General features: G+C 65.4%; 12 protein-coding genes. 3 read left to right on the top strand and 9 right to left on the bottom strand.

Annotated elements, in window-relative coordinates; all coding sequences use genetic code 11:
* The first annotated feature begins 46 nt into the window (after nt 1-46).
* Complete coding sequence (gene glmU, locus C5B85_RS01020; protein WP_104284210.1) at nt 47-1,492, top strand: bifunctional UDP-N-acetylglucosamine diphosphorylase/glucosamine-1-phosphate N-acetyltransferase GlmU; 1,446 nt, start codon at nt 47-49, stop codon at nt 1,490-1,492.
* Between the two features lie 34 nt (nt 1,493-1,526).
* Entirely contained in the window at nt 1,527-2,504 is a 978-nt protein-coding gene (locus C5B85_RS01025; protein WP_104284211.1) for a ribose-phosphate diphosphokinase, read from the top strand.
* Between the two features lie 137 nt (nt 2,505-2,641).
* On the opposite strand, the gene C5B85_RS01030 is transcribed toward C5B85_RS01025, so the two are convergent.
* The 9 genes from C5B85_RS01030 to C5B85_RS01070 all read right to left on the bottom strand — a co-directional run bounded on the left by C5B85_RS01030 (nt 2,642) and on the right by C5B85_RS01070 (nt 12,967).
* A complete protein-coding gene (locus C5B85_RS01030) occupies nt 2,642-3,361 on the bottom strand; it encodes a CPBP family intramembrane glutamic endopeptidase (RefSeq protein ID WP_104284212.1) in 720 nt (239 codons plus the stop codon).
* 81 nt (nt 3,362-3,442) lie between these two features.
* Entirely contained in the window at nt 3,443-4,048 is a 606-nt protein-coding gene (locus C5B85_RS01035) for an HD domain-containing protein (protein WP_104284213.1), read from the bottom strand.
* A 104-nt stretch (nt 4,049-4,152) separates the two neighbouring features.
* A complete protein-coding gene (locus C5B85_RS01040; RefSeq protein WP_104284214.1) occupies nt 4,153-5,544 on the bottom strand; it encodes a glycoside hydrolase family 32 protein in 1,392 nt (463 codons plus the stop codon).
* A gap of 81 nt (nt 5,545-5,625) precedes the next feature.
* On the bottom strand, nt 5,626-7,239 hold the full coding sequence (locus C5B85_RS01045) for an extracellular solute-binding protein (protein WP_104284215.1): 1,614 nt from the start codon (nt 7,237-7,239) through the stop codon (nt 5,626-5,628).
* Between the two features lie 65 nt (nt 7,240-7,304).
* The gene (locus C5B85_RS01050) at nt 7,305-8,294 is read right to left on the bottom strand and encodes a carbohydrate ABC transporter permease (protein ID WP_104284754.1); all 990 of its coding nucleotides are present in this window, start codon (nt 8,292-8,294) and stop codon (nt 7,305-7,307) included.
* Between the two features lie 5 nt (nt 8,295-8,299).
* The gene (locus C5B85_RS01055; protein WP_258070533.1) at nt 8,300-9,109 is read right to left on the bottom strand and encodes a sugar ABC transporter permease; all 810 of its coding nucleotides are present in this window, start codon (nt 9,107-9,109) and stop codon (nt 8,300-8,302) included.
* Nucleotides 9,110-9,273: 164 nt separating this feature from the next.
* The gene (locus C5B85_RS01060; protein ID WP_104284217.1) at nt 9,274-10,305 is read right to left on the bottom strand and encodes a LacI family DNA-binding transcriptional regulator; all 1,032 of its coding nucleotides are present in this window, start codon (nt 10,303-10,305) and stop codon (nt 9,274-9,276) included.
* A 211-nt stretch (nt 10,306-10,516) separates the two neighbouring features.
* Nucleotides 10,517-11,590 (bottom strand): alkene reductase, encoded by a 1,074-nt coding sequence (locus C5B85_RS01065; protein ID WP_104284218.1) that lies wholly within the window; start codon nt 11,588-11,590, stop codon nt 10,517-10,519.
* 186 nt (nt 11,591-11,776) lie between these two features.
* Nucleotides 11,777-12,967, bottom strand: a complete 1,191-nt coding sequence (locus C5B85_RS01070) for an ROK family protein (protein WP_258070534.1) — start codon at nt 12,965-12,967, stop codon at nt 11,777-11,779.
* A gap of 128 nt (nt 12,968-13,095) precedes the next feature.
* On the opposite strand from C5B85_RS01070, the gene C5B85_RS01075 reads away from it, so the two are divergent.
* The gene (locus C5B85_RS01075) at nt 13,096-14,376 is read left to right on the top strand and encodes an extracellular solute-binding protein (protein ID WP_308471321.1); all 1,281 of its coding nucleotides are present in this window, start codon (nt 13,096-13,098) and stop codon (nt 14,374-14,376) included.
* Nucleotides 14,377-14,404: the final 28 nt, after the last annotated feature.

The raw sequence follows: 14,404 nt of genomic DNA on the forward strand, positions 1-14,404 counted from the left end.
GACCGTGATGGCGTTCGCATCACGGCGCCCACAACGAGGAGGATCTGTGACCGATCGAGAACTCGCAATCGTCATCCTGGCGGCTGGCCAGGGCACGCGGATGCGCTCGAGCACCCCGAAGGTGCTGCACCGACTCGGAGGGATCCCGCTCGTCGGGCATGTGCTGCACACGGCGGCTGAGCTCGGCCCGGCGCACACCGTCACGGTGGTCCGCCACGACCGCGACCGCGTCGTCTCCGCCATTCAGGATCTCGCCCCCGACACGCAGTTCGCCGACCAGGACGACGTTCCCGGCACGGGACGCGCGCTCGAGGTGGGCCTCGACTCGCTTCCTGCGGACTTCGACGGTGTTGTTGTTGTCCTCTCCGGCGATGTCCCGCTCCTCGACTCCGGCACGATCGCCCGCATGATCGAGCAGCACCGTCACGCGAAGAACCAGCTCACGCTCCTCAGCGCGTTTGTGCAGGAGCCGGCAGGCTTCGGGCGAATCGTCCGCTCGTCAGCTGGCGACTTTGACGAGATCGTCGAGCACAAGGACGCGAGTGAGGAGCTGCTGCGCATTTCCGAGATCAACGCCGGCGTGTACGCGTTCGACGCTCGCACGGTCCGACAGGTCCTGAGTCGCATCGACGACTCGAACTCGCAGCACGAGAAGTACCTGACGGATGCGGCGAAGCTCATCAAGGCGGATGCGGGGCGCATCGAGGCGATCGCCGTCACCGACCCCGAGATCGTGCAGGGCATCAACGACCGCGTGCAGCTCGCGGAGGCGCAGCGTTACTACAACTCGCGGCAGATCCGGCACTGGCAGCTCGAGGGCGTCACGGTGCACGACCCGGCGACGACCGTCATTGAGGGCAACGTGTCGCTCGGCCGCGACGTCGAGCTCCTGCCGGGAACGCAGTTGCGAGGCGCCACCTCGGTTGCCGATGGCGCCATCATCGGGCCGGACACGACGCTCGTCGACTGCGAGGTCGGCGAGGGGGCTGTCGTGAAGCGCACCGATGCGACGCTCAGCGTCATCGGCGCCGGCGCATCCGTCGGACCCTGGGCGTACCTGCGCCCCAACACGATCCTCGGCGCTGGCGGGAAGATCGGCACCTTCGTGGAGACGAAGAACACGCAGATCGGTGACGGCTCGAAGGTGCCGCACCTCTCATACATCGGCGACACGGAGGTTGGCGCGAACTCCAACATCGGCGCCGGCACGATCACCGCCAACTACGACGGCGTGAACAAGCACCGCACGACGGTCGGCAGCCACGTGCGCTCCGGATCGCACAACGTCTTCGTCGCCCCGGTTAGGATTGGCGACGGCGCTTACACCGGGGCTGGAACGGTGGTCCGCAAGGACGTTCCGGCCGGTGCACTCGCCATCAACGTCGCACCTCAGCGCAACGCCGAGGGGTGGGTGCTCAAGAACCGAGCAGGCACCGCCGCGGCCGAGGCCGCTGAGGCTGCCTCGGCGCGCGAATCAGAACCGAACGCGTAACAACAGAGCAAGCACAGGAAACGGGCGGTACAGCGTGTCTGGCATCATCACCTCCACTGAGAAGCGACTTGTTCTCGTCTCCGGCAGGGCTCATCCCGAGCTCGCCAAGGCAGTCGCGGCAGAACTCGACATCGAGCTCGGGGAAACCGAGTCGCGCACCTTCGCGAACGGCGAGATCTACGCTCGCTACGGCGAGAGCATGCGTGGGGCCGACGTGTTTGTGCTCCAGTCGCACTGCCCGCCGATCAACGAGTGGCTCATGGAGCAGCTCATCATGCTCGACGCGCTGAAGCGTGCGTCGGCGAAGCGCATCACGGTTGTCGCTCCCTTCTACCCATACGCGCGTCAGGACAAGAAGGGGCGCGGTCGCGAGCCGATCTCGGCCCGCCTCGTCGCCGACCTCTTCAAGGCTGCGGGCGCCGACCGCATCATGTCGGTCGACCTGCACGCGCCTCAGGTGCAGGGTTTCTTCGATGGTCCCGTCGACCACCTGTTCGCCATGCCCGTGCTGCTTGAGCATTTCCGTAAGAAGCTCGACCCTGCGACGCTGACCGTCGTCTCGCCCGACATGGGGCGCGTGCGCGTCGCCGATGTATGGAGCGACCAGTTGGACGCGCCGCTCGCGATCATCCACAAGCGTCGCGACCCGAAGGTCGCGAACCAGGTGTCGGTTCACGAGATCGTCGGTGACGTGAAGGGTCGCGTCTGCCTGCTCGTCGACGACCTCATCGACACGGGTGGCACCATCGTCAAGGCCGCGGAGGCGCTGAAGGCCGCCGGTGCGATCGGGGTTGTGGTCGCCGCGACGCACGCCGTCTTCTCGCACCCCGCCGTCGAGCGCCTCAACTCCGACGCCATCGACGAAGTTGTTGTCACTGACACGCTGCCGCTTCCACCGGAGAAGCGCTTCGACAAGCTCACGATCCTGCCGATCGCGCCGACGCTCGCTCGCGCGATCACCGAGGTCTTCACCGACGGCTCGGTCACCTCGATGTTCGACGGGGCCGCATAAGCACAGCGGCTTCTTCAACGTCGAGACGCCCCGACGGAACCACTCGGTTCCGGCGGGGCGTCTGGCGTTTCTGCCGCGTTGAACTATCTTCAGTCGGCCGCGGCGTTGGCTTGTGTGTCGGCGGACCTCGGATCGCGTCAGGTCATAAGGCCCGCAACGACGACGGGCACGGTGCTCGCCGCGGCGTTGTTCAAGGCATGAGCCGCGACGCCCGGCCACACTGACCCGGTCTTGTGGAAGAGCAGCGCCGTGGCGATGCCGACGACAAAGGCGACGGGGAGGACGGGGTTGATGCCGTGGGCAAGCGCGAAGATGGTTGCGCTTCCAAGCACGCTCACCCAGGCGTCGTAACGTCCAAGGGCGTTGGCGACCACACCGCGGAAGTAGAGCTCCTCACCGAGCGGAGTGAGGATCGACCCGAGCAGAATCGTCGCGACGTAGGCGAGCACACCGCCCGCCGCCGCGGCCTGGTAGCCGGACTGAATGTTCTGCTGGTCACCGGTGGCCATAATGTAGAAGGCGCTGAGAATGGCGCCGACGATGTAGCAGGCGATGCCCGCCCCCGCCCCCGCGATGATCCACTTCCAGGAGGTGCGTCGCAGTCCGAAGACCGAGAAGCGGCGGATGCGGATGCCGACAGCGGCCGCGAATGCTGCGAGGCCGATGAGGCCAGACACGGCGAGGCCCACGATCCCCGAGACGACCTGCTGGTCGTCGGGGATGAGGGGCAGCGTTACCGATACGATCCCGACGGCGATGACGTAGAAGGCACCACCGGTCAGCATCTCTGTCCAGCCGGGTCGGGCCGACCCCACCGTGGCGTTCGGGGTGATGGGTGTGGTGGTCGCATCGCTCATGCTCTGAAGTTATCGCTGGCGCTGGCCGTTCGTCAGTGCCGAACGATCGGAGCTGGGATGACTTTTGTCATGCCTCGCCCACTACTGCATCCGTTCGAGCGGGTTCTCTTTAAGCTTCCGGATGAGCCCGCCCTCGACGAGCCTTCGCGCGGAGGTCGTGGGCTTTCTGGCGGCCTGGTCGCTCACGCACGCGCCGAATTCGGCGGCGAGGGTGCCACGCGGATGCGCCGAGAGGACCTCCTGCAGGAACTCCTCCGGCAGTGCGTCTGGCCTGCTGCCCGTGATGTCGAGCCCTGTGGCGCGCTCGAGCAGGTACCCCTCGAGGTCAAGGTCAGGGTCGACGCTCGGCCAGTTGTGGCGGACGATAACGTCGAGCGCGCGCTGGCGGCGTGATGCCGGCCATCGCGCGCCGGTTGTCAGGGCGACGGCCACGTGCCCGCCAGCGTGCTCATAGGACACGGTGTGGTTGTCGTACTCCGTCACAGTTCCGATGTCGTGGAGGAGCGCAGCGACGTAGAGCAGCTCGTGGTCGATGCCGGAGCGTCCCTCAACCGCAGCGATTCCCTCCGCCCACAGCCACGAGCGGATGGCATGGGCGGTGATCGCGGCGGACTGGTACTCGGTGGCCAACTCGAGGGCGCCTCTGGCGGCGGCGGAATCCGGCACGGGGAAGTCGTCGATGCGCATGGCCAACTGTCGCACATGGGGCGCGTGGAGCCGACCGCGAGCGGGCCCGCTCCCCGACGTAGGGTCAGGAGCGGGCCCGTGCGGCGGGGCTCAACGCGTGGGCGTCATGCGTGCCGAACGGTGCGTGCTGACCGCAGCGGCGCAGCGGGGAACACCTGCTCCGTCACCGTCTGGACTCCGTCGCCGAGGAACACCTCGATGATGGTCGCGTCGACCACGATCTGGACGTTCATCGGAGACTCGAGGTGCGTTCCGATGGGCACGCGGTTGGGTGCTGCGAAGGTCGAGTGGAAGTCGGTGAGACCGCTGTCCTCGCGTTCGAAGATCAGGTGGGCGCCAGCTTCGTCGCGCTCGAAGTGGAGCCGAACGTGCTCGTGCCCTACCCCGTCGGTGTCGAGCACGATGGTCGAACGTTGGCCGAGGTCCAGGGGGATCAGGTGCTCGCTCACCGTCACGCCGTCTGCATGCACGGGCAGTACCGGAGTCTGGCGAAGGCGGCAGCGACCGTCTGCGGTACGCGTCAGGCTGATCTCGCGGACCAGTGACATCGCGGAGCGCCAGGGGGCGGTCGGCGTCTTGTTGGCGTAGTCCCAGTTGCTTGCCCACCCGATCATGAGGCGACGGCCGTCAGGGGTGTTGTTGAAGGAGACCGCGGCGTAGTAGTCGCGCCCGTAGTCGAGCCAGTCGTACGAGTCGGGATCGTCGGATGTGCTGAGCCGTTCGGCGACGAACGTGGTGCCGTCGAAGTCGCCGACGAAGTACTGCGTGCCGGAGCCGCCCGCTCTCGCGCCCGGGTTCATGCTGACGACGAGCACCCAGCGTGTCTCGCCTGTGGAATCGACCTGGAGGGGGAACAGGTCGGGGCATTCCCAGACGCCGCCTGTCGCGTGCGCTGGGCCGAAGCCCGAGCTGAAGGACCAGTCGATGAGGTTTGGCGAGGTGTAGAAGAGCACCTTGCGTGCGACCGCTTCCACGACCACCATGACCCAGTGGCCGTCGTCTCCTCCATGCCAGAAGACTTTCGGGTCGCGGAACTCGGAGGAGTCGATGTCGAGCACGGGGTTGCCGGAGTACCGAGTCCACGTTGTGCCCGCATCGACACTGTAGGCGAGCGACTGAGTCTGCAGCCCAGGCGCCTCGCCAACGGGCGGGCGGGCGCTCGTGTAGATCGCCACGAGCGCGGTCTCTCCGTCTGCTGCGAAGCCGGCGGTGTTCCGGCTGTCGACGACGGCGCTGCCGGAGAACGCCATCTCCTGCTCGTTCGCCGGGATGGCGATGGGTTTCTCTTCCCACGAGACGAGGTCCGTGGAGGTGGCGTGACCCCACGAGATGTTGCCCCATGTGCTGCCGAAGGGGTTCGTCTGGAAGAAGAGGTGGTAGAGCCCGTCGTGGTGGACGAGCCCGTTCGGGTCGTTGAGCCAGGACGTCTCGGCAGTGAAGTGAGCCGAGGGGCGGAGCGGGGTTACGGCCGTTGTCGTCTGGGAAATCGGGGTCATTGATCGTGGTCCTTTGCAGGGGTGAAAGCGGTTGACGGGTGCGTTTGTGTGGCGGGCCCGCGCGGGCCCGCCACACGGTGGCTACTCGCCGCCCTGTTGGAAGCGGTCGTAGGCCTGCTGGTAGATGTCGGTCACCTCGGCGACGCCGAGGCCGTCGAGCTGGGTCGTGTAGCTCTCCCATTCGGCGTCGATGTTGCGGTTCACCACCCAGCTGGCGAACTTCTCCTTCACGAGACTGTTGATATCCGTGAGGGCGAAGGCGGTCTGGTCGAGTTCCTCGTTCGAGAGGAGCACGGGCGGATAGGCCTCATTGGCGGCGTAGGGTGCGTAGTTCTCGGTGACGAGTTGCTGGCGCTCCTTCGCGCGGGGTTCGGGCGCGACGACGGTCTCGAAGTCCTGGGCTGTGGTGATTTTCGGGCCGCCAGGGGCGACTTTCTGGCGACGCTCTCCCTCAGATTCCCCCTCGGGGGCCGGGATCTGCACGAGGAGACCTGAAGGATCCTCTTCCAACGTCACGCCGATAGGGCCCCAGTTCGATTGAGCGGACATGACGGGGTCGAAGAGTCGGTCGGCCCAGCGGATGGTCGCAGCGGGGTACTGGTTGGCGCGCGTGAGCGCCATCGCGCCGCGGTTGATCTCCTGGTTGTTGGAGACGCTGGCGAGGCGCTCGCCGCTGACGCCCTCGAGAATGCCGACCAGCTCGTAGTCGGAGCTCTTCTCCTCGCCGACCATCTCCTCGAGCTCCCACCAGAAGAACGAGCCGAGGATGGGCGTCTCAGACTTCCCCTTTGAGAGGTAGGCAACGTCGTCTTGCGAGAACGACTCGGGGTCGATGATCCCATTGGCGTACCACTCGCCGAGCGCTTCGACGCCAGCGCGGTACTCGGGGGTGTTTGCAGTGAACTCGACGACGCCATCGCGGACGATGCGGTGGTCGTTGTTCTCCGGCTGGCCGCCGAGGGCGGTGATGAGGTCTGACGGGTTGGCCGCGAAGGAGTCGGTGCGGAACGAGAGGGGAATCTCGTCCGCCTCGCCGTTGCCGTTGGGGTCACCGGTCTTGAAGGCCTCGAGCGCGGCCCGGTATTCGTCGATCGTGCTCGGCATCGGGAGCCCGAGTGTGTCGAGCCAGCTCTTGTTGATGTAGAGGAAGTTGGGGTGCTGCAGGATCCCCAGCTCTTCTACGGACGGCAGTGTGTAGATGTGCCCGTCGGACGCGGTCAGAGCGGCCTTGATGTCGGGCCGAGCGTCGAGGATGCCGGAGAGCGTCGGGGCGTGCTCGGCAATGAGGTCTTCCAAAGGCAGCAGCGTTCCGTTCGAGCCGTTCTGAACGATCTCGGAGTCGCTGAGACCGGTGTTGAACAGGACATCGGGGAGCTCGTCGCCCGCCAGCATGAGGTTCTTCTTCTCTGCGTAGACCTGCTCCGGCAGGTTGCGCCAGTCGATCGAGATATTCGTGTCTGTCGCCCACTGCTGGACGAGCTCCATGGTGGCGTAGTCGGGCGCTAGTGGTGACTTGGTCCCGCCGAAGGTGAGCGTCAGGGGCTCGGTGACGATGGGAAGGCCTTCGGCATTGAAGCCGTAGTCGGCGGACAGATCAGTGAGCTCTGCACTGCCGCCACCGCCGGAGCACCCTGTCAGCAGGAGGCCGCTGACGGTGACCAAGGCGATCGAGGTCGCGAAACGTCGCTGTTTCATAGTCGTTTACTTTCTGTCTTAGTGGAGGTGAGACGGATATGTCGGTGGGAATGACAGGAAGGGGATCAGCTCTTGACGGCGCCGATCATGGTTCCCTTGGTGAAGTGCTTCTGCATGAACGGCAGGACAATGAGGAGTGGCAGGCTCGAGATCACGATCATTCCGTATTTCATGAGCTCGCCAAGGCGCTGCGCTGCGGCATAGGAATCGAGGGCGCCGGTGCCTCCCGCCGAATTCACCTCAGATTGGATCAGCACGTTCCTGAGGACAAGTTGCAGTGGATACTTGCTCTCGTCGTCGAGGTAGATGAGTGCGTCAAAGAACGCGTTCCAGTTCGCTACGAGGTGGATCATGATCATGAGGAAGATCAGGGGCTTCGAGAGTGGAAGCACGATCTGGAAGAAGAAGCGGAAGTCGTTGGCGCCGTCGAGCTGAGCAGCCTCGCGGAGCTCGCTTGGCACGTTGTTCTCGAAGAACGCTCGAGCGATGATGAGGTTCCAGACGCCCACTGCACCGGGGAGGACAACGGCCCAGATGGTGTCGAGCATCCCGAGGTCTCGGACGACGAGGTACCTGGCGATCAGGCCTCCGTCGATGAACATCGTGAGGATGAAGACCAGCATGAGGAATTTCCGGCCGTAGAGGTCTTTTCTCGAAAGCGCGTAGGCGCCGCAGAGAATCGACACGACACTGATGAGCGTGGCGACGCTTGTGTACAGAACCGAGTTGCCGAACCCCTGCCAGATCGCAGCGTCCGCGAAGATGCGTGCGTACCCCTCGAGCGTGAACCCCTGCGGCCAGAGCCAGACGTTGCCGTTCAGGATCTCGGACGGCTCGCTGACCGAAGCGATGACGATGAAGTACAGGGGGTAGATGATGGCTGCGATGGCAAGCGCCAGAGTTCCAACCGCGAACACGTTGAAGACCGGGTCGGCCATGCGTCTGCGCCAGGATTCCTTCCGGCGGCTGGTCGGGCGCCGGACTTCAGGGTGATGCTCGGCGGAGATGTGGTGCTCGGTTGTCTCGTGCCGAGGCGTAGAAGTCGTAGAGGTCATGTTCGTCACCAGAGGGTCGACTGGCCTGCACGCTTCGCGACCCAGTTGAAGGTCAGGAGCAGCACCATGTTGATGAAGGAGTTGAAGAGGCCGATGGCGGCCGAGTAGCTGAACTGGGCCTGCTTGAGTCCGGCTTGGTAGACGTAGGTCTGAATGACCTCCGAGGTCGGCAGGTTCAGGTCTGTCTGCATGAGGAGGACCTTCTCGAAGCCGAGGTTGAACAGGTTCCCGATCGCAAGAATGAACAGGATCGTGATGACGGGCAGGATGCCCGGAATATCGATGTGACGGATTCTCTGCCACTTGTTCGCGCCGTCGACTCGGGCCGCCTCGTGCAGCGACGGATCGATGGCGGTCAGGGCGGCGAGGTAGACGATCATCGAGAATCCGGCATTCTGCCAAATGTCGGAGCCGATATACAGGGGCCTGAACCATTCCGCTGATCCCATGAAGAAGACCGGGTCGCCGCCGAAGACTGTGATGGCGTTGTTGACGATCCCCGACCTTGGCGAGAAGAGCAGGTAGATCATTCCCACTACAACCACGACAGAGATGAATGAGGGGGAGTAGAGCACGGTCTGTGTGAATTTCTTGAACCGCTCGCTCTGCAACTGATTCACGATCAGCGCAAGGATGATCGGCACCGGGAAGGCGATGAGGAGACCAAGCGCGTTGAGGGTCAGCGTGTTGGCGATCAGGCGCTCGAACTGGAACGAGTTTATGAATCGTTCGAAGTGTTCGAGTCCCACCCAGGGGCTTCCGGCGAAGCCGTCAGCGGGGTTGTAATTGCGGAACGCGATCTGCGCGCCGTACATGGGCCAGTACTTGAAAACCAAGACTGAGACGAGCGCTGGAGTTAGTAATACGTATAACTGCCAGCTTCGCAGGGCGCGGCGAGCTTCAACTTTGAAACCTCGCCTCGGCGTCTTTGGTCGGCGGGGTCCGCGGGTTGCGGGGGTGGGGATGGTGATCTTCGTGGTCATGCCTTGGCCTTTGCTACAGACCCGCGAGTGACGACGGTGCACTCGAGTGGGATGTGAAGGGATGGGGATGGTGCTGGGTTGAGAAGGAGGTCGATCGCGGTCCGCGCCATCTGCTCATACGGGAGGGCGACAGTCGTGAGGCCGGGGTCGAGGTGCGGTGCAAGCATCTCGTGGTTGTCGAAGCCGATAATCGAGCAGTCCGCGGGCACGCTGAGTCCGCGGGCTTCGAGGGTGCGGTAGGCGCCCCAGGCGGTTCTGTCGTTGCCGCAGAAGATCGCAGTTGGGTGCTCGTTGCCTGCCAGGAGCTGTTCAGTGAGGCGCAGTCCGTCCTCGACGATGCCGGTTCCAGAAAGGATCCAGTCTGGTCGGGGCGAAAGTCCCGCCTCGGCGAGGGCTCGTCGGAATCCGGCGAGTCTGCCGACGCCGGCCGGTAGGTCGCTGACCTCCGGTTGGATGTTGATCATCGCGATCTTGGTGTGCCCGGCGTCAAGGAGTTGTCTTGTTGCGGCGTAGCCGCCCATCTCTTCGTCGGGGAAGACGCTTGGGACGAGACCGGCACGGTCCTGTGCGTTGACGACAACGGTCGGGACTCCAGTCAGGGCCTCCGGCACGTCGATGACCCGATGGTACATCGATGCGTAGACGACGCCCCGAACGCGGTAGGACTGCATCATCTCGACCGCAGCCCGCTCAAGTCCGGGCTCGTTGTAGGTGTCGACGGTCAGGATGACGTTCCCGTTTTCCCAGGCCAGTACCTGTGCGCCCTTGAGGAGGCCGCCCGCAAAGGGGGAGCTCGCGACTTCGTCGGAGATGAAGCCGATCATCTCTGACTCGCCACTGCGGAGGGTCTTGGCGAAGGCGTTGGTTCTGTAGTCGAGGTCGCGGACTGCCTCAAGGACACGTTCCTTTGTGGCCTCGGCGACGCGCGATCCCGCGACGTTGTTGAGAACCAGTGACACTGTGGCCTGGGATACACCTGCGTGCTCCGCCACCTGTGCCATCGTGGTTGTCTTGGGGCGCCTCGCCATTGCCCACCTCCTCGTGGATCAGTTAATCGTATAACGAATGCTAGCACGGCGGATGCGCCGCGCAAGAGTTTCGGAAGGATCGCCCCTGGATCGTGCACGCGGCGCGCCGAGGCTGAGGTGCCCAGGTGCGAAACGTCGCCCGCCAGAAGATCCTGGCGGGCGACATCGACGGGCTTGCCGGCCGCGGAATGAACAGCCGGGCGGTCGCTCGCTACGCGGAGAGGCGCGGGTAGTCGGTGTAGCCGACCTCGCTGTCGCCGTAGAAGGTCGCCGGGTTCGGCTCGTTCTCGGGGTGCTCGCCCTGCCAGCGCTCGACGAGGTCGGGGTTGGCGATCGCGAGGCGGCCGACGGCAACCGCGTCCGCGTTGCCCTCCTTGACGAGGTTGACGGCTTCCTCGCGGGTCGTCAGACGGCTGAAGCCGCTGTTCGCGATGAAGGCGCCACCGAAGCGTGCACGCAGGTCCTGCACGAGCTCACCCTCCGGGTCGCTGTGCAGCACGCTCAGGTAGGCGAGTCCGAGCGGGGCGAGCCCATCGGCGACCGCGTCGTACGTCGCGCGCACGTCGGCGTCGTCGGTCTCGACGACGTCCTGGATGTTGTGCGCGGGGGAGAGGCGGACGCCGACGCGTCCAGGGCCGATGGCCTCGGCAACCGCCGTGGTGACCTCGACGAGGAAGCGCGCACGAGCCGTGGGCGAGCCGCCGTACTCGTCGGTGCGCACGTTCGACACGGGCGACAGGAACTCGTGGAGCAGGTAGCCGTTGGCGCCGTGGATCTCGACGCCGTCGAAGCCTGCCTCGACGGCGCGGCGGGCCGCATCCACGAACTCCTCGCGGACAATCGCGAGCTCGGCCGTCGTGAGTGCATGAGGGACCGGGTACGGCTGCTTGCCGCTGGGTGTGCGCACCTCGCCGTCGATCGCGACGGGACTCGGGGCGACGATGCGCGCGGTGCCCGTGATGTCCGGGTGGGACACGCGACCGCCGTTCATGAGCTGCATGACGATGCGGCCGCCGCGAGCGTGCACAGCCTCGGCGACTCGCCGCCAGCCCTCGGCCTGCTCCAGCGTGACGATGCCCGGCTGTCCAGGGTAAGAGCGCGACTCGGCGCTCGGGTACGTGCCCTCGGTGATGATGAGGCCCAGGCTCGCGCGCTGCGCGTAGTGCTCCGCCACAAGCTCGCCCGGAACACCCTCCGCGCTCGCACGCGTGCGAGTCAGCGGCGCCATGACGACGCGGTTGGCGAGCTCGATGTCGCCGAGGGTCAAAGGAGAGAAGAGGTCCACTGATTGTGCCTTTCGGATCGAGGGCTAAACGCTGGTGCGTTGCCCCACAGGTCGAACAGCGCACCCGCGCGTCGCATTCCACGCCGGTGTGTTGTGCGCCGTAGATGCCAGGTGTTTTCGCGGTGGGCAAATCTGACTGCACCTGCGACGCGACCTCCGACGCGACCTCCGTCTCGACTTCCGGGACTACAGGTCGAGGATGCTGCCCCGCACAGAACTCAGGGCGTGCTGCACGGCGCCGACTGAGACGACGCCTGCGCCCAGTTCGGAGCGCACGAGTTCGGGCACGGGCAGGTGGAGGAGGGCGGGTAGCTCCTCGCGGGCGGCCGCAATGAGCCCCTCCGCTCCTGGCGCAACTCCACCGGCGATGATGACTCGCTCCGGGTCGAAGAGGCTCGCCACCAGCCCGGCGATGCGAGCGAGAACGCCGCCGACCTCCGTGACGACGCGACCCGCGTCGGCGTCGCCGTCCCTCGCCGCCTCGAGGACAAGCTTGCCGTCGATGTCCTCGGCGGGCACGCTCCGGAGCGGGCTTCCTTCCGCCACCCTGTCCTCTGCGACGGCCTCCCGGGCGAGGCGCGCGGCGCGCAGGCCAAGCCCATCAACGCCCTCGGCGCCCGCGACGAGGTCGAGCCCGAGCATCTCCCCGACGCCGCCGTGTGCGCCCCGCAGGAGGCGCCCGTCGACGAAGATGCCGGCGCCGAAGCGCTCACCGCTCAGGAACGTCACGAAGTCGCTGCAGCCCACGCCGCCGCCAACGCTCCCCTCGGCGACTGCGGCAAGGAGGGCATCGTTCTCGACGCGGATGATGGGGACCTCGGCGTCGAAGACGGTCACGAAGTCGGGGTTGGTGCGCTGCCAAAATCCGTCGACGTGCGCGGGGGAGATGCCGCGGGCATCCACGGGGGCGGGGACGCCGATGCAGATGCCGGCCACCTCAGCCAAGCTGTGACCGGTCGTCGCGAGCTGCTCGGTCACGACCCGGCGCAGCAGCCTGCGCCTCGTCTCGGGGGAGTCGGCCTCGGGGTCGACCTCCACCTGGCCGGAGCTGAAGATCTCGCCACGCAGGTTCGACACGGTTGTCGTGAGGTGCTCGCGCCCCGCGTCGACGCCGACGACGGCGGCAGCGTTTGCCGTGAGCTCGAAGCGCCGCGCTGGGCGGCCCTTCTGGTAGTTGCCGTCCTGTCGTGAGTTGGGGAGCTCGGTGACCAATCCACAGTTGGCGAGCTCGTCAAGCAGGTCGATGATCGTGGACCTCGTGAGACCGATACTCATCGCATCCGTCGCGGTGAAAGCCGGGGAGACCCACGCGTATTCGAGGAGTAGCTGCAGATTGGCGCGCTTCAGTGGAGGCGGAGTACTTGGGAGTCTGAACACGCTGTTGACCTTTCGCTGGTCGTCGGTTTACATTACCTCCAGCAGTAAATTTAGACACAAAATTTAGTGTTCGTTTCAATGTCTGGCTCGCCCCCCCCGGCCGCCAGCTCAGCCCAAGGGACAACGACGTGCCATCACCTTCGAAACGCTTCAGGCCCCGCGCCGTGCTGCGCGCCCTCGTGGCAGCGCTTGTACTTGTGCTCGCCGGATCCGGACTCGCCGCCTGCACCAACACCGGGCCAACCGAGGTGCGGTTCTTCCTCAGCAAGCCAGAAGCGATCCCCTACTTCCGCGAACTCATCCAGGAGTACAACGCCTCCCAGAGCGAGGTTCGTGTGGTGCTCGACACCTCCTCGAACCTGCAGGCAGGATTCCTCCGGGGAAACCCGCCGGACCTCGGCCTCCTCAACTACAACATGGAGATGGCCCGCTTCATGGAGCGCGGTGCGCTCTCCGACCTCTCCGACATGCCTGAAGCAGACCGCATCCTGCCTGAGATTCAGGACCTCGTCGACCAGTACGCGAGCTACCCGGGGCGCACGAGCGTGCTGCCCTACTCGGTGATGGCGGCGTCCGTCATCTACAACAAAGAGATCTTCGAGGAGCAGGGGCTCGAGGTCCCGACCACGTACAGCGAGCTCATCGAGGTCTGCGACCAGCTCAAGGAGGCGGGCATCGACCCGTTCTACGCGACCTTCAAGGACCCGTGGACGGTCAGCCAGGGGTGGTTCGACTACACCGTGGGTGGCTCCATCGACGTCGCGGGCTTCTATGACGAGCTCAACGCGCTCGGCACCGACGTCGGCCCCGACTCACCGGTCTCATTCGAGTCGACCATGACGGAATCCGTCACTCGCATGACCGAGCTCACCGGCGAGTACACAAACGCGGATGCGGGCAGTCGCGGCTACGGCGATGGCAACGTCGCCTTCGCCGAAGGCCAAGCGGCCATGTACCTGCAGGGGCCGTGGGCGCTCGGCGAGATCGCGAAGACGAACCCGGATGCGCAGCTCGGCATGTTCCCGCTGCCCATGACCGAGAACGCTGATGACCGTGAGGTGCGAGTCAACATCGACCTCGCGGCTTGGATCCCGGAGGCTTCGAAGCACAAGGAGGAGGCGCGCGAGTTCTTGCAGTACCTCTTCCAGCCTGACGTTATCAACGACTACAACGCTGCGCAGCTCGGATTTGGCACCACGATCGACGCCGACCCGGTCACCGACCCTCGACTCGTCGAGCTCCAGCCGTACTACGAGAGCGCCGCCTTCTACCAAGGCCCGTCGAAGGCGATCCCGCTGACGATTCCCACCGAGAACTACATGCAGGGACTCGTCACCGGGGGAGCGAGCGTCGATTCGACGCTGAGCACGCTCGACGCCGACTGGGCCCGCCTCGCGCTGCGCCAATAGACCGCTCATGGCAACGGCCAGCACCACT

This window comes from Pseudoclavibacter sp. AY1F1, from assembly GCF_002931075.1.
In the GTDB taxonomy this organism is placed as follows: domain Bacteria; phylum Actinomycetota; class Actinomycetes; order Actinomycetales; family Microbacteriaceae; genus Pseudoclavibacter.